Annotated in this window: 22 protein-coding genes; 17 read left to right on the plus strand and 5 right to left on the minus strand. The window is 68.4% G+C overall.

What is annotated here, in order from left to right:
• Nucleotides 1–15: 15 nt before the first annotated feature.
• Complete coding sequence (locus AU198_RS03840) at nucleotides 16–621, minus strand: TetR/AcrR family transcriptional regulator C-terminal domain-containing protein (RefSeq protein WP_064346183.1); 606 nt, start codon at nucleotides 619–621, stop codon at nucleotides 16–18.
• Between the two features lie 69 nt (nucleotides 622–690).
• Between AU198_RS03840 and bioB the strand changes: the two genes are divergently transcribed.
• The 3 genes from bioB to AU198_RS03855 are packed head-to-tail and all read left to right on the plus strand — an operon-like array spanning nucleotide 691 to nucleotide 2,555.
• Nucleotides 691–1,686, plus strand: a complete 996-nt coding sequence (gene bioB, locus AU198_RS03845) for a biotin synthase BioB (protein ID WP_064346184.1) — start codon at nucleotides 691–693, stop codon at nucleotides 1,684–1,686.
• 24 nt (nucleotides 1,687–1,710) lie between these two features.
• Nucleotides 1,711–1,902 (plus strand): biotin synthase auxiliary protein BsaP, encoded by a 192-nt coding sequence (bsaP, locus tag AU198_RS03850; RefSeq protein WP_064346185.1) that lies wholly within the window; start codon nucleotides 1,711–1,713, stop codon nucleotides 1,900–1,902.
• The gene (locus AU198_RS03855) at nucleotides 1,899–2,555 is read left to right on the plus strand and encodes a DUF2567 domain-containing protein (protein WP_064346186.1); all 657 of its coding nucleotides are present in this window, start codon (nucleotides 1,899–1,901) and stop codon (nucleotides 2,553–2,555) included. The genes bsaP and AU198_RS03855 overlap by 4 nt, the downstream gene beginning before the upstream one ends.
• Here AU198_RS03855 and AU198_RS03860 read toward each other — a convergent pair.
• Complete coding sequence (locus AU198_RS03860; protein WP_064346187.1) at nucleotides 2,512–3,849, minus strand: lipase family protein; 1,338 nt, start codon at nucleotides 3,847–3,849, stop codon at nucleotides 2,512–2,514. The genes AU198_RS03855 and AU198_RS03860 overlap by 44 nt on opposite strands.
• Nucleotides 3,850–3,891: 42 nt before the next feature.
• Complete coding sequence (locus AU198_RS03865) at nucleotides 3,892–4,584, minus strand: NUDIX hydrolase (protein ID WP_064346188.1); 693 nt, start codon at nucleotides 4,582–4,584, stop codon at nucleotides 3,892–3,894.
• Between the two features lie 47 nt (nucleotides 4,585–4,631).
• On the opposite strand from AU198_RS03865, the gene nadA reads away from it, so the two are divergent.
• The 4 genes from nadA to AU198_RS03885 are packed head-to-tail and all read left to right on the plus strand — an operon-like array spanning nucleotide 4,632 to nucleotide 8,611.
• A complete protein-coding gene (gene nadA, locus AU198_RS03870) occupies nucleotides 4,632–5,675 on the plus strand; it encodes a quinolinate synthase NadA (RefSeq protein ID WP_064346189.1) in 1,044 nt (347 codons plus the stop codon).
• Nucleotides 5,672–7,249, plus strand: coding sequence for an L-aspartate oxidase (locus tag AU198_RS03875; protein WP_064346190.1), 1,578 nt, complete (start codon nucleotides 5,672–5,674; stop codon nucleotides 7,247–7,249). Before nadA ends, AU198_RS03875 begins: the two co-directional genes overlap by 4 nt.
• Nucleotides 7,249–8,106: a carboxylating nicotinate-nucleotide diphosphorylase gene (gene nadC, locus AU198_RS03880; protein WP_064346286.1), complete on the plus strand. Its 858-nt coding sequence runs from the start codon at nucleotides 7,249–7,251 to the stop codon at nucleotides 8,104–8,106. Before AU198_RS03875 ends, nadC begins: the two co-directional genes overlap by 1 nt.
• 55 nt (nucleotides 8,107–8,161) lie before the next feature.
• Complete coding sequence (locus tag AU198_RS03885; RefSeq protein WP_064346287.1) at nucleotides 8,162–8,611, plus strand: hypothetical protein; 450 nt, start codon at nucleotides 8,162–8,164, stop codon at nucleotides 8,609–8,611.
• A gap of 1 nt (nucleotide 8,612) precedes the next feature.
• Here AU198_RS03885 and AU198_RS03890 read toward each other — a convergent pair whose 3' ends face one another.
• Nucleotides 8,613–9,179, minus strand: coding sequence for a TetR/AcrR family transcriptional regulator (locus tag AU198_RS03890; protein WP_064346191.1), 567 nt, complete (start codon nucleotides 9,177–9,179; stop codon nucleotides 8,613–8,615).
• Nucleotides 9,180–9,243: 64 nt separating this feature from the next.
• On the opposite strand from AU198_RS03890, the gene AU198_RS03895 reads away from it, so the two are divergent.
• Nucleotides 9,244–10,269 carry an alcohol dehydrogenase catalytic domain-containing protein gene (locus AU198_RS03895; RefSeq protein ID WP_064346192.1) on the plus strand — a complete coding sequence of 342 codons (1,026 nt, stop codon included), beginning with the start codon at nucleotides 9,244–9,246 and terminating at the stop codon, nucleotides 10,267–10,269.
• Between the two features lies 1 nt (nucleotide 10,270).
• On the opposite strand, the gene AU198_RS03900 is transcribed toward AU198_RS03895, so the two are convergent.
• The gene (locus tag AU198_RS03900; protein WP_064346193.1) at nucleotides 10,271–10,681 is read right to left on the minus strand and encodes a nitroreductase family deazaflavin-dependent oxidoreductase; all 411 of its coding nucleotides are present in this window, start codon (nucleotides 10,679–10,681) and stop codon (nucleotides 10,271–10,273) included.
• A gap of 36 nt (nucleotides 10,682–10,717) precedes the next feature.
• On the opposite strand from AU198_RS03900, the gene hisD reads away from it, so the two are divergent.
• Genes hisD through AU198_RS03945 form a run of 9 tightly spaced genes read left to right on the plus strand, consistent with a single transcriptional unit; the run spans nucleotide 10,718 to nucleotide 18,041 of the window.
• On the plus strand, nucleotides 10,718–12,061 hold the full coding sequence (gene hisD / locus AU198_RS03905) for a histidinol dehydrogenase (protein ID WP_064346194.1): 1,344 nt from the start codon (nucleotides 10,718–10,720) through the stop codon (nucleotides 12,059–12,061).
• The gene (locus AU198_RS03910) at nucleotides 12,058–13,188 is read left to right on the plus strand and encodes a histidinol-phosphate transaminase (protein WP_064346195.1); all 1,131 of its coding nucleotides are present in this window, start codon (nucleotides 12,058–12,060) and stop codon (nucleotides 13,186–13,188) included. Before hisD ends, AU198_RS03910 begins: the two co-directional genes overlap by 4 nt.
• Nucleotides 13,167–13,799, plus strand: a complete 633-nt coding sequence (hisB, locus tag AU198_RS03915; protein ID WP_197416019.1) for an imidazoleglycerol-phosphate dehydratase HisB — start codon at nucleotides 13,167–13,169, stop codon at nucleotides 13,797–13,799. The genes AU198_RS03910 and hisB overlap by 22 nt, the downstream gene beginning before the upstream one ends.
• A complete protein-coding gene (gene hisH, locus AU198_RS03920) occupies nucleotides 13,796–14,416 on the plus strand; it encodes an imidazole glycerol phosphate synthase subunit HisH (RefSeq protein WP_064346197.1) in 621 nt (206 codons plus the stop codon). Before hisB ends, hisH begins: the two co-directional genes overlap by 4 nt.
• Before the next feature lie 50 nt (nucleotides 14,417–14,466).
• Nucleotides 14,467–15,195, plus strand: a complete 729-nt coding sequence (priA, locus tag AU198_RS03925; protein WP_502689266.1) for a bifunctional 1-(5-phosphoribosyl)-5-((5-phosphoribosylamino)methylideneamino)imidazole-4-carboxamide isomerase/phosphoribosylanthranilate isomerase PriA — start codon at nucleotides 14,467–14,469, stop codon at nucleotides 15,193–15,195.
• A complete protein-coding gene (locus tag AU198_RS03930; protein ID WP_064346198.1) occupies nucleotides 15,195–16,010 on the plus strand; it encodes an inositol monophosphatase family protein in 816 nt (271 codons plus the stop codon). The genes priA and AU198_RS03930 overlap by 1 nt, the downstream gene beginning before the upstream one ends.
• Nucleotides 16,010–16,792, plus strand: a complete 783-nt coding sequence (hisF, locus tag AU198_RS03935; RefSeq protein WP_064346199.1) for an imidazole glycerol phosphate synthase subunit HisF — start codon at nucleotides 16,010–16,012, stop codon at nucleotides 16,790–16,792. Before AU198_RS03930 ends, hisF begins: the two co-directional genes overlap by 1 nt.
• The gene (gene hisI, locus AU198_RS03940) at nucleotides 16,789–17,133 is read left to right on the plus strand and encodes a phosphoribosyl-AMP cyclohydrolase (protein WP_064346200.1); all 345 of its coding nucleotides are present in this window, start codon (nucleotides 16,789–16,791) and stop codon (nucleotides 17,131–17,133) included. The genes hisF and hisI overlap by 4 nt, the downstream gene beginning before the upstream one ends.
• Nucleotides 17,130–18,041 carry an alpha/beta fold hydrolase gene (locus AU198_RS03945; RefSeq protein WP_156431478.1) on the plus strand — a complete coding sequence of 304 codons (912 nt, stop codon included), beginning with the start codon at nucleotides 17,130–17,132 and terminating at the stop codon, nucleotides 18,039–18,041. The genes hisI and AU198_RS03945 overlap by 4 nt, the downstream gene beginning before the upstream one ends.
• Nucleotides 18,042–18,060 lie beyond the last annotated feature (19 nt).

Below are 18,060 nucleotides of genomic sequence, written 5' to 3' on the forward strand. Positions count from 1 at the left end.
TCGTCGAGAGTGCGCTTATGCGTGAGAGATCGGCGAATCTTCGCGAACGAACTCACGTTCGCCGACGCGGATCCCGCTGATGAGCAGTTCCACCCCGAAGCGGAACCGTGCCGAGGCGTCCTCGGTGAGTACCGACTGGTCGCTGGGCAGGTCGGCGCCGGCGGCGTCCCACTGCAGCCGCGACTGCTCGTCGACGGTGAAGCCCAACACGTAGTACACGACGGTGCGGGCGGCCAGCTCGGCGTGGCCGACGGGCACCCCGGCGTCGGCGGCCGCCTCGGTGAGCCGTTCGAGGATCTGCGCCATCGCGGTCGACTGCCCAGCCGCGAAGCTGGCCGACACCAGCTCGGCGCCGTCGGTGTGCGACAAGAGCGCATCGCGCAGCGCCGCACAGACACTCGACACCCGGTCCCGCCAGGCTCCCGTGGCGTCGCCGACGGCCTCGAGGATGCGGTCGGCGACCGCACCCAGCAGCTGCTGCTTGCTGGTGAAGTGCCAGTACAGCGCCCCGGGGGAGACCTCGAGCTCGCGTGCCAGCCGGCGCATGGTCAGGTCGGCAAGGCCGTAGCTGTCCAACAACGTGGCCGCCGCGGCCACCACGTCGCGTTTGTGAAGCTGCACGCCCGTACCCTAACCTGAACACCGTTCAATTGTCGGCTCGCCGACGTGTTCAAGTGACAGAGGTGATCAGTGAGCGACATTCTGGCAGTGGCCCGCGAGCAGGTGCTCGAGCGCGGCGAAGGCCTGAATCAGGACCAGACGCTGCAAGTGCTGCAGTTGCCGGATGACCGCCTCGACGACCTGCTCGCGTTGGCACACGAGGTGCGCATGGCGTGGTGCGGTCCCGACGTGGAGGTCGAGGGCATCATCAGCCTGAAGACCGGCGGCTGCCCAGAGGATTGCCACTTCTGTTCGCAGTCAGGGCTTTTCGCCTCACCCGTGCGCAGCGCATGGTTGGACGTGCCGAGCCTGGTGGAGGCGGCCAAGCAGACCGCGAAGACCGGTGCGACCGAGTTCTGCATCGTGGCCGCGGTGCGCGGACCCGACGAGCGGCTGCTGGCACAGGTCGCCGCGGGAATCGAGGCGATCCGCAACGAGGTCGACATCCAGATCGCCTGCTCGCTGGGCATGTTGACCAAGGAGCAGGTCGAGCGGCTCTCCGAGATGGGCGTGCACCGGTACAACCACAATCTGGAGACCGCGCGGTCGTTCTTCACCAACGTCGTCACCACGCACACATGGGAAGAGCGTTGGGACACCCTGCAAATGGTCCGCGAGGCCGGCATGGAGGTGTGCTGCGGCGGCATCCTGGGCATGGGCGAAACCCTCGAACAACGCGCCGAATTCGCCGCCAATCTGGCTGAACTCGATCCGCACGAGGTCCCCCTGAACTTCCTCAACCCACGGCCGGGCACCCCGTTCGGCGACCTCGAGGTGCTGCCCGCCGCCGACGCGCTCAGGGCCGTCGCGGCCTTCCGTCTGGCGTTGCCCCGCACCATGCTGCGTTTCGCGGGTGGCCGGGAGATCACCCTCGGCGATCTCGGCGCGAAGAAGGGCATTCTCGGCGGGATCAACGCCGTCATCGTCGGTAACTACCTGACCACGCTGGGGCGGCCGGCCGAGGCCGATCTGGAGCTGCTCGACGATTTGCAGATGCCGATCAAGGCGCTCAATGCCAGTCTCTGAGGCCAGCCGGTAGAACGTACAGGTATGGCGTTCAACGTCTACACGGGCGAGCCCGACGGCACGACGGTGCCGACCGCGGCCCAGCTGGGTCTGGAGCCGCCCCGGTTCTGCGCCGAATGCGGCCGGCGGATGATCGTCCAGGTGCGCCCCGACGGCTGGTCGGCCAAGTGCTCACGGCACGGGCTGACAGATTCGAAAGATCTGGAGCTGCGATGAACGACGTTGAGGCGCCACGCTTCTCACGTGTCCGTGCGGCACTGACCGTCGCCGTGGCGCTGACGGCGACCGGCGCTGCGGTCGGCGCACTGTGGGCGTGGCTGGCGCCGCCTGTCCATGGTGTCGTCGCGTTGGCGCGGGACGGTGAGCGCGTCCGCGCGCACCTGGGCAACGAGAGCGACCATTTCTTCGTGGCGGCCTTCCTGCTCGTCGGCATGCTGTGCGTCGTCGGGGCCGTCGCCGCGGTCGCGGCGTGGCAGTGGCGGGCGCACCGCGGACCGGTGATGACGGCGGCGCTGGCGACCGGATGCATGCTGGCCGCGGGGGTGGCCGCCGGTGTGGGCGCGCTTCTGGTGCACCTGCGCTACGGGACCATCGACGTCGCCGCCGCGCCGGTGACCCCCGAACACCGCGTGCACTACGTTACCGAGGCGCCGCCGGTCTTCTTCGGGCCCTCCCCGCTGCAGGCGGCGTTGACCATCCTGTTTCCCGCCGCGGTGGCCGCGCTCGTCTACTCGTTGGCCGCGGTCTCCACCGCGCGCGACGATCTCGGTGCCTGGCCGCCGGTCGAGGTGCCGGCGTTCGTCCCACCACCGGCCACGGCAGACGTCACAGGGGAGAGCGCTCCACCTTCCGGCCCGTCATCACCTTGACCGCGATGCGGACCAGCCGCGTCATTCCGACATAGGTCATCGGGTTCAGCAGCGTCGGCCACGTGGTGCGGACCAGATGCTCCGACAGCGGCTTACCGTCAAACCGGTCGATCAGCCAACGCAGGGCCATCGGCGCCGACATCGGGTGCAGCAGCATGTGTTCGCTGAACATGTCGCGGTGATAGGTCACCGAGGCGCCGCCGCTGCGATAGATCTCGCTGAGCTCATCGATGTCGTCGACCGAAACGATCTTGTCGTGGACGGCCTGCACGATCAGCACGGGTGGGGTGGGCACCGCGGTGCCCAGCTTGATGCTGTCGAAGACGTGCTTGACCTCGGGCAGGTCGAGGATTTCATTGAGCGGCCGGTCGACCAGCTTGCCCATGTCCATGCCCGCGAATCGCAGCACCGCCTGGGCGGTGGTCATGTCCTGAATGCGCATCAGCATCGACTTGCCCGCATCGGTGGCGTGCTGCTGGATGACGCGGTCCAGCTCCGGATAGACATGGGTCAGCGCCGCCACCACCATCGCGGGCAGACCCGAGTACAGGCTGCCGTTGAGCCGCCGGTAGGCGCTCCCGAGGTCTCCGACCGGGGAGCCGAGCACCGCGCCGACGATGTTGAGCTCGGGGGCGTACTGGCTGTGCATCTCGGCCGCCCAGGCCGACGCCAGGCCGCCGCCTGAGTAGCCCCACAGCCCGATGGGCGCCGATTCGTCCAACCCGAGCCGTTCGCAGCTCACAGCCGCACGCAGGCCGTCGAGAATGCGATAGCCCGGCTCGTACGGTGTGCCCCACAGCCCGTGCGCGCCCTCGTGGTCGGGCACCGACACCGCCCACCCCTCGGCGAGCGCGGCGGCAATCAGCAGGAACTCCAGCTGGGCGAGCGCGCCGGGAGCCAGCGCCTTGCGGCGCAACGCGTACGACGGGAAGCAGCGCGAGGACACCGCATCGATGGCGCACTGGTAGGAGATCACCGGTATGACGTCGCGATTCGCACGTTCGGCGGGCACGATCACCGTGGTCACGGTGGCTTCTGCCGCACCGGTCATGTCGGTGGTGCGGTACAGCAGCTGCGTCGCGGTGAACTTCTGCGGGATCAGCCCGAGAAACGCCAGCTCGACATCGCGACTGCGCAGCACGGTCCCCGGTTCGGCGTGCTGAAAGCCGCTGGGCGGTTCGTAGAACGGGTCATCGGCGGGAAGCTGCGGACGGGTGCCGCGGGTCAGGTCCTCGTGGGGGACGTGCCCGATCCACTCGGCACCTGATGCTGGCGCGGCGTTGCCCAGAGACATTCGGCCATTCTTACTTAAGGAAGCCTTAAGAATCCAGTCGACTCACCCGGGCGGGCGCAGGGCGGCGAACTCGTCGGTCACGCGGTAGCGCGCCTGGGTGAACCGGTACAACGCCGCGGGGCGGCCGCCGCTGCGCCCGGACCGCGCCGTCGTGCCCGTGCGGGTGATGACGTTGCGGCGTTCGAGCACGCGTTGCAGATTGGTGGCGTCGACGTGGTGGCCGAGCGCGGCGCTGTAGATGTCCCTCAACGCCGATAGAGCGAATTCCGTTGGTGCCAGGGCAAATCCAATATTCGTATAAGAGAGCTTGGCGACCAGCCTGGTGCGTGCGTGTTCGACCATGGTGCCGTGATCGAACGCCATCGGCGGCAGGTCGCTCACCGGATGCCAGCGCGTGTCCGGCGGCAACTCCGGGGTGGCGGGGGAGGGCACCAGCCCGAGAAACGTCGACGCGATCATGCGATCACCAGGGACGCGATGCGGATCGGAGAACACCGCCAGCTGCTCGAGGTGGGCAAGCTCACGGAGGTCCACTTTCTCGGCCAGTTGACGGCGCACCGAGCTCGTCATGTCTTCGTCGTCGCCGAGACGTCCGCCGGGAAGCGACCACCTGCCGCGTTGCGGATCGAGTGCCCGCTGCCACAACAGCACATGAAGTGCTGATTTCCCGCCGGCGACTTCCCGAACCTGGAACACCGCGGCGAGCACCTCGTGGGCGGTGCTAATATGTGCCATGTTTTCGATTGTAAGTCGAAAACTCGATTTGGACGAAGGAGGCGGCGATGACGGTTCTGGACCGGATGCCCGCGGACAACCTTTCGAGCCGCATCGTCGACGGTCCTGCCGGTTTCTCCGGGGTCGACGGTGACGAGGAGTGGGCCGCCGAAGTTCGTCGCCTTGCCGATCTGCGGGGCGCCACGCTGCTGGCGCACAACTACCAGTTGCCCGCCATCCAGGACGTCGCCGATCACGTCGGTGACTCGCTGGCGCTGTCGCGAATCGCCGCCGACGTGCCCGAGGACACCATCGTGTTCTGCGGCGTGCACTTCATGGCTGAGACAGCCAAGATCCTGTCCCCGGACAAGACGGTGCTCATCCCGGACCAGCGAGCCGGTTGTTCGCTGGCCGACTCCATCACCGCCGACGAACTGCGCGCGTGGAAGGCCGAGCACCCCGGCGCGGTCGTGGTGTCCTACGTCAACACCACCGCGGCGGTGAAGGCCGAGACCGACATCTGCTGCACGTCATCGAACGCGGTCGAGGTGGTGGCCTCGATTCCCGATGACCGCGAGGTGCTGTTCTGCCCGGACCAGTTCCTCGGTGCGCACGTCCGGCGCGTCACGGGCCGCAAGAACCTGCACGTGTGGGCGGGCGAATGCCACGTGCACGCCGGGATCAACGGCGACGAACTCGCCGACCAGGCCCGCTCCCACCCGGATGCCGAGCTGTTCGTCCACCCCGAATGCGGTTGCGCGACATCGGCTTTGTACCTCGCCGGTGAGGGCGCCGTTCCCGAGGACCGGGTCAAGATTCTGTCGACGGGCGGCATGCTGGATGCCGCGCGGGAGACCGGCGCACGGCAGGTGCTGGTCGCCACCGAGGTCGGGATGCTGCACCAGTTGCGCCGTGCCGCACCGGATGTCGACTTCATGGCCGTCAACGACCGCGCGTCCTGCCGGTTCATGAAGATGATCACCCCCGCCGCGCTGCTGCGTTGCCTGGGGGAGGGCAAGGACGAGGTGCACGTCGATCCCGAGACCGCGCGGCTGGCGCGGGCCAGCGTGCAGCGCATGATCGCGATCGGCCAGCCCGGCGGCGGAGAATGACGCGCCCGGCGGGTTGCGGTGCCGGCAGGTGGGCCGGCCATTGGCAGCAGCGCGCCGACGTCGTGGTGATCGGGACCGGAGTGGCGGGCCTGGTGGCCGCCCTGGCCGCACACCGTCGTGGCCGAAAAGTCATGGTGCTCAGCAAGGCCCCCAAACTGGTGGGAACCACCGCGACGTTCTACGCCCAGGGCGGGATCGCCGTCGTGCTGCCCGACACTCTGCGCGAGGACGGCGACTCGATCGAGGCGCACATCGCCGACACGCTCGCGGCGGGCGCGGGCCTGTGCGATCCGGACGCCGTGCGCTCGATCGTGACCGACGGCTACCGCGCGGTGGCCGAACTAGTTGAGCACGGTGCGCAGTTCGACGAGTCGACACCGGGCACGTGGTCGCTGACCCGCGAGGGTGGGCATTCGCGGCGCCGGATCATCCACGCCGGCGGCGACGCGACCGGCGCCGAGGTACAGCGAACCCTCAACGGCGCCGCGGCCACGCTGGACATCCGCCCCAACCATGTCGCGGTCGAGATCCTGCATGACGCAGGCGCGGTCACCGGGGTGCTGGTGCTCAACGACGACGGGTTCGGCGTGGTGCACGCGCCGTCGGTGATTCTCGCGACCGGGGGACTGGGCCACCTCTACTCGGCGACCACAAACCCCGATGGGTCGACGGCAGACGGTGTCGCGCTGGCGATGTGGGCCGGAGTTGAGGTCAGCGACATCGAGTTCATCCAGTTCCACCCCACCATGCTCTTCGACGGCCACAACGGCGGTAGGCGCCCGCTGATCACCGAGGCCGTTCGCGGCGAGGGTGCGATACTCGTTGACTCGCAAGGTCGTTCGGTCACCGACGGGGTTCACCCGATGGGCGATCTGGCGCCACGCGATGTGGTAGCCGCGGCGATCCACGCCCGCATCGAGCAGACCGGCGCGCCCTGCGTGTTTCTCGACGCCCGGCGAATCGACAACTTCGAGGATCGATTCCCGACGGTGACCGCGGCATGCCGAGCGGCCGGAATCGATCCCACGCTGGAGGCCATCCCCGTGCTACCCGGCGCGCACTACAGCTGCGGCGGCGTGGTCACCGATGCGTACGGGCGCACCGAGTTGGCCGGCCTGTTCGCCGCGGGTGAGGTCGCGCGTACGGGCATGCACGGTGCGAACAGGCTGGCGTCGAACAGCCTGCTCGAGGGTCTCGTGGTAGGGGACAGGGCCGGAAATGCCGCCGCCGCACACGCTTCGGCCGCCGGATCGGTGACGGCACGGCCGCCGGAGCCGGTGGTGCGGCGCGCGCTGCCCCGTGCCGATCTGCAGCGGGCGATGACCAAGAACGCCGGGGTGGTTCGCGACGCAGACGGTCTGCGGATCCTGGCCAAGGAACTCGACACCGCGCCGCCCCGCGTGATCGACTCGCGCGCCGACTTCGAGGACGCCGCGCTGACCACCGCTGCGGCGGCGGTCGCCGCAGCGGCGTTGACCCGCACCGAATCTCGGGGCTGCCATCATCGCCGCGACTACCCCGACGTCGACCCGCTACAGGCGCGCGTCCTGGTACCGGCGGAAGTGTGCTGCTGATGGAGTTGACCGCCGACGAGCTCACCGAGGCTCGCAGCGTCATCGCCCGCGCGCTCGAAGAAGACCTGCGGTACGGACCCGATGTCACCACGCTGGCGACAGTGCCCGCCGACGCGAGGACGACGGCGTCGATGGTGGTGCGCGAGGCCGGCGTGATCGCCGGTGTGGACATCGCCCTGCTCGCCTTCGACGAGGTGATCGGTCCCGACAACTACCTGGTCAAGCATCGTGTCGAGGACGGTGCCCGGCTCGAACCCGGTGGCGTTGTGCTCACCGTCGAGGCGCCCACGCAGGGGCTGCTGACCGCCGAGCGCACCACGCTGAACCTGGTCTGTCACCTGTCGGGCATCGCGACCGCGACGGCGGCGTGGGTCGAAGCGGTCGCCGGGAGTGCGGCGAAGATCCGCGACACCCGTAAGACGCTGCCGGGCTTGCGCGCACTGCAGAAATACGCGGTGCGCGTCGGCGGAGGGGTCAACCACCGCATGGGGCTGGGTGATGCGGCGCTGATCAAGGACAACCACGTCGCCGCGGCCGGGTCGGTGGTGGCGGCCTTGCGCGCGGTGCGCGCGTCGGCGCCGGATATCGAATGCGAGGTCGAGGTCGACTCACTCGAGCAGCTCGACGAGGTGCTGGCGGAGAACGTCGAGCTCGTGCTGCTCGACAACTTTCCCGTGTGGCAGACGCAGATCGCGGTGCAGCGCCGCGACTCTCGGTCACCTGCGACCAAGCTGGAATCCTCTGGCGGGCTGTCGCTGCAAAGCGCGGCGGAATATGCGGGAACGGGCGTCGACTATCTCGCGGTGGGTGCGCTCACGCACTCGGTGCGGGTGCTCGATATCGGGCTCGATATCTGATTCGGCCGATAGCATCGGTCGCGTGGATGAGGATTCGTCGCGACGCCTCAGATTGTTGGTCGTCGTCAGCCTGGCCGTAGCCGTCTTCGCTTTGGCGCTCGCGGGATGGACGCTGTACAGGACCAGTCCGTCGGACCCAGAATACGATTCGGCTCAGATCGCCGACGCCAAGACCAAGATCTGCAGCGCCGCCGACGTCGTCCGAAAAGGCATCACGCTCAACACGAACTTGCAGCCGGAAGGCGGTCCGCAGGACGTCACCGGGGCGCAGGCGGTGGCCGCCAATGCGCGGATCTCCTTGTACGACGGGGGTCAGTACCTGCTGGAGCGGCTCGATCCGGCGACCCCTGTGGTGCTCGCCGAGAAAGTCGAACAATTCGCGAACAATCTGATGGACATCGGCGCCAACGCTACGGCTGGAGTGGCCAATGACGATCCGGCGCAAGCGAAACGGCTGACCGACGCCGACGCGGAAAACAAGAGCATCACCGAGCTCTGCAAGTAGCTCACCGGCTCAGCAGCGTCCGAGCCGCGGCCTTCGCAGAGTCGAGGGCGGCGGTGTCGCCCGCGATCCGGCCGAGTATCAACGCACCCTCGATGAGCGCTATCAGAGCCAGCGCGGTCTGCTCGGCGTCGTCCTGCGCCGACCCGTCGGCATGCAGCCGCTCCGCGATGGCCCGGCGCCAGCCGGCGAACGCTGTCGCCGATGCTTGCCGGACCAGGGCGCTGGCGTCGACCGACTCGGTGGCGATCGGCTCGATGGGGCAGCCGTCGCGCGGGTCGGAGGTCAGTCCCGAGGCCATCAGGTCGAGCCAGCCGTCGATGAGGTCGGGCACGGGTGCCTCGGTGGCCAGCAGATCCCGCAGTCGCTGTTCGATGTCGGCGCCGACACGCGCAACCACGGCGGCCGCCAACTGCTGCTTGCCCTCGGGGAAGTGGTGGTACAGCGAGCCCGCTTTGACCTCGGCGAGCTCGAGGATCTGGTTGACACCTGTCGCCGCGTAGCCCTGCCTACGGAAGAGCAGTGCCGCGGTGTCGATCAGCGCGGCGCGGCTGCGGTCCGGGCGAGGCATGCCTTGACTTTACTAGAAAGATCGCTCAAGAATAGTTGAGCGGTCACTAAAGAAAGGGCTGACCATGCAACAGCTGACGCTCGAAGACGCTGGTGAGTACGCCTGGCGTGAGGCGCCCGATCCGCAACTCGCCGGTCCGGAGCAGGCGCTCGTTCGGCCGCTGGCGGTGGCGTGCTGTGACCTCGACGTGGCGGTGGTGCAGGGTCGGCTGCCGATGGCGCCCGGTCATGCGGTGGGGCATGAAGGGGTGGCCGAGGTGGTCGCGATCGGTGATGAAGTTCGCGGCGTGGCGGTCGGCGATCGGGTCGTCGTGCCGTTTCAGATCAGCTGTGGTGAGTGCAGCGCGTGTCTGCGCGGTGTGACCGGGTCGTGTGCGTCCGTGCCGCTGATGGCGACGTATGGGATGGCGCCGCTGTCGGGTCGAGACGGCGGCGGTTTCATGGCCGACCTGGTGTTGGTGCCGTATGCCGACGCGATGCTCGTGCCGTTGCCCAAGGGTGCCGACCCCGTCGCCGTCGCCTCGATGTCGGACAACATTCCCGACGGTTGGCGCGGCGTCGGGCCGTATCGCGACGAGCTTGCTTCGCTATCGGTCGCGGATCAGCGGGTGCTGGTCGTGGGACGGCTGTCGATCGGCCTGTACGCGGCGGCTACGGCAGCCGCGGCGGGTGTGCACGTCGACTACGTCGACACCGACCCGCACCGGCTCGCGGCGGCCGAGAAACTGGGCGCGGTGGTGCACGACCGCGAGAAGCCCGACAAGACCGCCGAACCGTATCCGGTGACGGTGCACACGTCGGCGGACCCGGGGCTGTTGGCGGCGACGTTGCGCGCGACCTGGCCGGACGGTGTGTGCACCGACACCGGCATCTATTACCAGGGCGCGGTGGAGATGCCGCTGCTGTCGATGTACACGCGCGGCGTGCGTTTCGTCACGGGGCGGGTCAATGCCCGCGCGGTGCTACCGGAGGTATTGGAACTGCTTGCCGGACAGGATCTTTCCGCTGCTGTTGAACACGTGGTCCCGTGGGATGAGGCACCGGAGGGGTGGCCGCGAATGACGGGGAAGACGGTGTACAGCCGGTTGTAGCTCAGGCGATGTCGGCGACGAAGACGCCCATCTTCTTGGCCTGGAGGCGGGCCATGAAAGGTAGACCTTCCGCGTCGCCGCCAGCCGGCACGATTCGCGGGTTGACCAGATGCAAGTCTCGGCGGGCAAGACGCAAGTCTGCCTCGCCGGCGGCCAGCACGTTCTTCACCCAGTCGGTTTTGCCGTGCCCGAGTGCGACGGCCGCGGTGTCTCCCTTGCGATAGACCGTGACGATCGTCTCGTATGGTTTTCCGGACCTGCGGCCGCGGTGTTTGATGGTCGCCATTCCCGGCATCAGTCGAGAAACCGGTCTGATCATCTTGTTCAAGTACTTGACCTGCAGGTTCTCGAACCACGGCGGGAACACCATAGGCACGCCCGGGGCGTTATTCGGGTGCTCGCTGGCTCGCATGGTGCCTCCATAACCAATTTGGTCTGCTCTGGGAGAATGGACACCGTGAATGTATCGCCGGGGCCGATCGCCCGCATCGATCTGCGGGGCGCGCGGCTGTCCGCTGCGCAGCTGCGGTCCGCCCTGCCGCGCGGCGGCGTGGATGTGGACACGGTGGTGCCGAAGGTCCGCCCTATCGTCGACGCGGTCGCGGCCCGCGGAGCCGAGGCCGCCCTGGAGTACGGCGAATCGTTCGACGGCGTGCGACCCGTGCGGGTACGCGTACCCACGGCTCGGTTACAGCGCGCCCTGGCTGAACTGCCCTCCGATGTCCGCGCCGCGCTCGAGGTGGCCATCGAACGCGCCCGTGCGGTCCACGCCGACCAGCGACGTACCGATACGACCACGACGCTCGCCCCCGGGGCCACGGTCACCGAGCGTTGGGTACCGGTCGAGCGCGTCGGGCTGTACGTGCCCGGCGGCAACGCCGTCTACCCCTCCAGCGTCGTGATGAACGTCGTGCCCGCGCAGACCGCCGGCGTCGACTCCCTGGTGATCGCCAGCCCGCCGCAGGCGCAGTTCGGCGGCCTGCCGCACCCGACGATCCTGGCCGCCGCCGCGTTGCTCGGCGTCGACGAGGTGTGGGCGGTCGGCGGGGCACAGTCCATCGCGCTGCTGGCCTACGGCGGTACCGACACCGACGGCACCGAACTTTCGCCCGTCGACATGATCACCGGCCCGGGCAACATCTACGTCACCGCCGCCAAGCGCATCTGCCGCTCTCAGGTCGGAATCGACGCCGAAGCCGGCCCCACCGAAATCGCGATCCTTGCCGACCACACCGCCGACCCCGTCCATGTCGCCGCGGACCTGATCAGCCAGGCCGAACACGACGAGATGGCCGCTAGCGTGTTGGTCACCCCGAGCGTCGATTTGGCCGACGCGACCGACCGGGAGCTGGCCAACCAGCTACGGACGACGGTGCACCGCGAACGGGTGACCGCCGCGTTGGGCGGAAAGCAGTCTGCCACCGTGCTCGTCGACGATCTCGAGGCCGGCATCCGAACCGTGAACGCCTACGCCGCCGAACACCTCGAGATCCAGACCCTCGATGCGCGCGGGGTGGCCGGCCGAATCCGTTCCGCGGGCGCGATTTTCGTCGGTCCGTATGCGCCGGTCAGTCTCGGGGACTACTGCGCGGGATCCAACCACGTACTGCCGACCGCGGGCTGCGCCCGTCACTCCAGCGGGTTGTCGGTGCAGACGTTCCTGCGCGGCATTCACGTCGTCGACTACGACGAGGCCGCCCTGAAGGATGTTTCCGGCTACGTGATCACGCTCGCCCAGGCCGAGAACCTGCCCGCGCACGGCGAAGCGGTGCGGCGGAGGTTCGAGAGGTGACGCTCGGAAAGAAGGCCACGCTCGACCATCTGCCTCTGCGCGCCGATCTGCGCGGTAAATCACCGTACGGTGCACCGCAATTGGACGTTCCGGTGCGGCTGAACACCAACGAGAACCCGCATCCACCGACCAAGGCGCTGATCGACGACGTGACGGCGTCGGTCGCCGCGATCGCGGGGGAGTTGCACCGGTACCCGGACCGCGATGCGGTGGCGCTGCGCACCGATCTGGCTGCTTACCTCTCGGCGCAGACCCGTACTCAACTCGGGGTCGAGAACCTCTGGGCGGCAAACGGTTCGAACGAAATCCTGCAGCAGCTCCTGCAGGCCTTCGGCGGGCCCGGGCGCAGCGCACTCGGGTTCGTACCTTCGTACTCGATGCACCCGATCATCTCCGACGGCACGCAGACGCAGTGGCTGGTGGCCAACCGCGCCGATGACTTCAGCCTCGATATCGAGGTGGCCGTGCACGCGATCAAGGAACACAACCCCGACATCGTCTTCATCGCGAGCCCGAACAACCCGTCGGGACAGAGCGTTCCGCTTGACGATCTCCGGCGGCTGCTCGACGCGATGAGCGCCGGCATGATGATCGTCGACGAAGCCTACGGCGAGTTCTCGTCGCAGCCCAGCGCGGTGCGCCTCATCGACGAGTATCCGACTCGGCTGGTGGTGACCCGCACGATGAGCAAGGCGTTCGCGTTCGCCGGCGGCCGACTCGGGTATCTGATCGCCGCACCCGCGGTGATCGACGCGATGCTGCTCGTCCGCCTGCCCTACCACCTGTCGTCGGTCACTCAGGCCGCCGCCCGCGCCGCACTGCGTCACGCCGACGACACGCTCGGCAGTGTCGCCACCCTCATCGCCGAACGCAACCGGGTCACAGAAGCCTTGTCGGAGATGGGCTTCCGCGTGATCGACAGCGACGCCAACTTCGTGCTGTTCGGTGAGTTCGCCGACGCGCCCGCGACCTGGCAGCGCTACCTGGACGCCGGCATCCTCGTTCGCGATGTCGGGATCCCCGGATATCTGCGCGCCACCACCGGCCTGGCCGAGGAGAACGACGCGCTGCTGGCCGCCAGCGCCCGCCTGGCCGCGACCGAACTATCCCCAGTAGGAGCACCGTGAACGAACCCCGTCGCGCGACCATCGAGCGCAAGACCAAAGAGTCCGACATCGTCGTCGACCTGAACCTCGACGGCACCGGGCAGGTGCACGTCGACACCGGTGTGCCGTTCTTCGACCACATGCTGACCGCGCTCGGCAGCCACGCGAGCTTCGACCTGACAGTGCGCGCCAAGGGCGACGTCGAAATCGAGGGTCACCACACCATCGAGGACACCGCGATCGTGCTGGGGCAGGCCCTCGGGCAGGCGCTCGGCGACAAGAAGGGCATCCGCCGCTTCGGTGACGCGTGGATCCCCATGGACGAGACGCTTGCGCACGCCGCGGTCGACGTGTCGGGTCGCGCGTACTGCGTGCACACCGGCGAACCGGATCACATGCTGCACTTCACGATCGCCGGCTCCTCGGCGCCGTACCACACCGTCGTCAACCGGCACGTGTTCGAATCCGTGGCGATGAACGCCCGCATCGCGCTGCACGTGCGCACGATCTACGGACGCGACCCCCACCACATCACCGAAGCGCAGTACAAGGCCGTCGCACGCGCGCTGCGCCAAGCCGTCGAACATGACCCGCGGGTGACCGGTGTGCCGTCGACGAAAGGCACTCTGTGACAACGAACGTCGTCATCCTGGACTACGGTTCGGGCAATCTCCGGTCGGCTCAAAGGGCCTTGGAGCGTGTCGGTGCCGACGTCACGGTCACCTCCGACGCCGACGCCGCGATGGACGCCGACGGGCTTGTGGTGCCCGGCGTCGGGGCCTTCGAGGCGTGCATGGCCGGACTGCGCAAGTTCGACGGGCCGAAGCTGATCGCCGACCGGGTCGCGGCCGGCCGCCCCGTGCTCGGCGTCTGTGTCGGAATGCAGATCCTGTTCTCCCGCGGCGTGGAGTTCGGGGTCGAGACCACCGGCTGTGGCCAATGGCCCGGCGCCGTGGTCCGTCTCGACGCGCCGGTGATCCCGCACATGGGCTGGAACGTGGTCGACGCCCCCGAGAGCAGCACCCTGTTCGCGGGCATGGAGGCGGACACCCGCTTTTATTTCGTGCACTCGTATGCCGCCCAGCAGTGGGAGGGCGATGCGGCCGCGAAACTGACATGGGCCACGCACCATGTGCCGTTCCTCGCCGCCGTCGAGGACGGGCCACTGTCGGCCACGCAGTTCCACCCGGAGAAGAGCGGCGACGCCGGTGCCGCATTACTCGCCAACTGGGTGAGGGCATTAGGTTGACCACCGATGAGCGCTCGCGCGAAGAGGAGACCACCACAGTGCCGGAACGACTGATTCTTCTTCCCGCCGTCGACGTGGTCGAGGGCCGCGCTGTGCGCCTGGTGCAGGGCCAGGCGGGTAGCGAGACCGAATACGGCTCTGCGCTGGAGGCCGCGCTGACGTGGCAACGCGACGGAGCGGAGTGGATCCACCTCGTCGACCTCGACGCTGCGTTCGGCCGGGGCAGCAACCGAGAACTGCTGGCCGAGGTGGTCGGCAAGCTCGACGTGGCGGTCGAGCTGTCCGGCGGCATCCGTGACGACGAGTCGCTGTCGGCGGCGCTCGCAACCGGCTGTGCCCGGGTGAATCTCGGCACCGCGGCGCTGGAGAACCCGCGGTGGTGCGCCAAGGTCGTCGCCGAACACGGCGAGAAGGTCGCGGTCGGCCTCGACGTGAAGATCGTCGACGGAGATCATCGCCTGCGCGGCCGCGGATGGGAGACCGACGGCGGAGACCTCTGGGAGGTCCTGGAACGGCTTGACGGAGAAGGCTGTTCGCGCTTCGTCGTGACCGACGTCACCAAGGACGGCACGCTCAACGGACCCAACCTCGAACTGCTCTCGAAGGTGACCGACCGCACCGACGCGCCGGTGATCGCGTCCGGCGGCGTGTCGAGCCTCGACGACCTGCGGGCGATCGCCACGCTGACCGATCGTGGCGTCGAAGGCGCGATCGTCGGAAAAGCGTTGTACGCCGGTCGATTCACCCTGCCCGAGGCCCTGGCCGCGGTGGAGCGGTAATGGCACTGGACCCGGCCGACCTCGACGACCTGGTCGCCGAGGCCGCCCAGATTCTCGACGACGCAGCGATCCCGTTCGTCGACGGCCACCGCGCGGACTCAGCGGTGCAGAAGAAGGGCGACGACTTCGCCACCGAGGTGGACCTGGCCATCGAACGTCAGGTCGTCGAGGCGTTGACCGCCAGAACCGGGATCGAGGTGCACGGCGAGGAATTCGGCGGCGCGGATCTCAAGTCGCCGCTGGTGTGGGTACTCGATCCGATCGACGGCACCTTCAACTACGCCGCCGGTTCCCCGATGGCGGCGATCCTGCTGGGTCTGGTGCGTGACGGGGAGCCGGTGGCCGGACTCACGTGGGTGCCCTTCACGAAGGAGCGCTTCACCGCCGTGGTCGGAGGGCCGCTGCGCTACAACGGCGTCGAGTCGCCCGGGCTGGACCGGGCAGCGCTGTCCGACTCGATGGTCGGCGTCAGCACGTTCAGCGTCGATTCCCGCGGCAGGGTGCCGGGACGCTACCGACTGGCCGTCATCGAGAGCCTCAGCCGCAAGTGCTCACGCATGCGCATGCACGGGGCCACCGGTATCGACCTGGCGTATACGGCGGCCGCAATCCTCGGTGGCGCAATCAGTTTCGGTGGCCACGTGTGGGACCACGCCGCGGGGGTGGCGTTGATCCGCGCCGTGGGTGGCGTCGTGACCGACCTCGCGGGCAACGAGTGGACGGTGGATTGCCCTTCGGCCCTCGCCGGCGCTCCCGGCGTGCACGACGAACTGCTCGATCTGCTTCGCTCGGTCGGCGATCCCAAGGACTTCTGATGGACGGCAAGGCTCTGGCCGTGCGGGTCATCCCGTGCCTGGATGTCGACGACGGCCGGGTGGTCAAGGGCGTCAACTTCGCAAACCTGCGTGACGCAGGCGATCCCGTGGAATTGGCCGCGGCTTACGACGCCGAGGGCGCCGACGAACTGACCTTCCTCGACGTGACCGCGTCTTCCTCGGGGCGGGCCACCATGCTCGAGGTCGTGAAACGCACCGCCGAGCAGGTGTTCATCCCGTTGACGGTCGGCGGCGGGGTGCGCTCGGTGGCCGACGTGGACGTGCTGCTGCGGGCGGGGGCGGACAAGGTCGCGGTCAACACCGCGGCGATCGCACGGCCCGAACTCCTCGCCGAATTGTCGCGGCAATTCGGATCGCAGTGCATCGTGCTGTCGGTCGACGCCCGCACGGTGCCGCAGGATCAGGAGCCGACGCCCTCGGGGTGGGAGGTCACCACCCACGGTGGGCGCCGGGGGACCGGCTTCGACGCTGTCGAATGGGCAACGCGGGGCGCCGAACTCGGTGTGGGCGAGATTTTGCTGAACTCGATGGACTTCGACGGCACCAAGGCGGGTTTCGATCTGCCGATGATCGAGGCGGTTCGCGGCGCCGTGAACGTGCCGGTGATCGCCAGCGGTGGCGCGGGGGCACCCGAGCACTTCGCGCCCGCCATCGCCTCGGGTGCGGATGCGGTGCTGGCCGCCAGCGTGTTCCATTTCCGAGAGCTCACCATCGCGCAGGTGAAGGCGGCGATGGCGGCCGAAGGGATAACCGTTCGATGACGCTCGACGCAGATATCGCGTCGCGACTCAAACGCGACGCCAACGGGTTGATCACCGCCGTCGTGCAGGAGCGCGGCACCGGGCAGGTGCTGATGGTGGCGTGGATGGACGACCTCGCGCTGGCCCGCACGCTGGAAACCCGCCGCGCGACCTACTATTCGCGGTCGCGGCAACAGCATTGGGTCAAGGGCGAGACGTCGGGCAACACCCAATACGTCCACTCGGTGCGGCTCGACTGCGACGGCGACACCGTGCTGCTAGAGGTTGATCAGGTCGGTGGCGCCTGCCACACGGGCGATCACAGTTGCTTCGACGCGGACCTGTTGATGGGGTCCGCGTGACCGAAGCAGATCGTGCCGTCGCCGTCGAACTAGAGGGATCAGGGATCGAGCCACCGGTCGACCCGCGTGTCCGCCGGGCGTTCTGGTGGCTGGAGCGCTTCGCGCCCGGCATCGGGTCGCGGTGGGCAGTCGAACTGTGGTGCACCCCGCCGGTCATGGAGTCGAACCTGCGCATGCCCCCCGGCGTCAAGCCAGGCTCGCCGATCGAAGCGCGCTGGAATGGTCACCGAGTCGTGGGTGAATCGTGGGGCGAGGGGCCCCCGGTGTATCTGGTGCACGGCTGGGGCGGGCGGCGCCCACATCTGGGCATGTTCGTCAAACCGCTCAGCGAATCCGGTCACCGGGTGATCGCGTTCGACTTGCCGAGCCACAACGAGTCCGAAGCGGGCGCACTCAAGCCCGGGCGCACGACGGCCATCGAATGCGCACACGCGGTCGGGGCCATGATCCGCGAACATGGGCCGGCCCGCGCGGTCGTCGCCCACTCTCTCGGCGCGAACGCAACGACGTTCGCGATCGCCTATGGCGCGAAAGTCGAGCGGCTGGTGTACCTCGCGCCGATGGGCGAATTTCCGCTCTACCTAGACTATTTCGCCAGACGCCACGGCTTCGGCCCCCGTATCCGCGCCGGACTGCACCGCGGCCTCGAACGCCGCATCGAGATGCCGCTGTACGAAACCAACATGACCGTCGTCGGCGCCCGCACCGGTTACCCGCCGCTGCTGCTCATCCATGATCCGGATGACCCGGACACGCCCTATGAGACGAGCCAGCGCGTCGTCGCGTCTTGGCCGGGCGCGCGGTTGATGACCACCAAGGGCCTCGGCCGGCTGGCGCATTACCGGATTCTTCGGCATCGCCCGGCCATCCGCGCGGGCGTCGAGTTCATCGGTCCCGCAACACCCTAGGCGCAGGCGCTTCCGTGAC

The organism is Mycobacterium sp. GA-1199, assembly GCF_001500045.1.
GTDB lineage: Bacteria > Actinomycetota > Actinomycetes > Mycobacteriales > Mycobacteriaceae > Mycobacterium.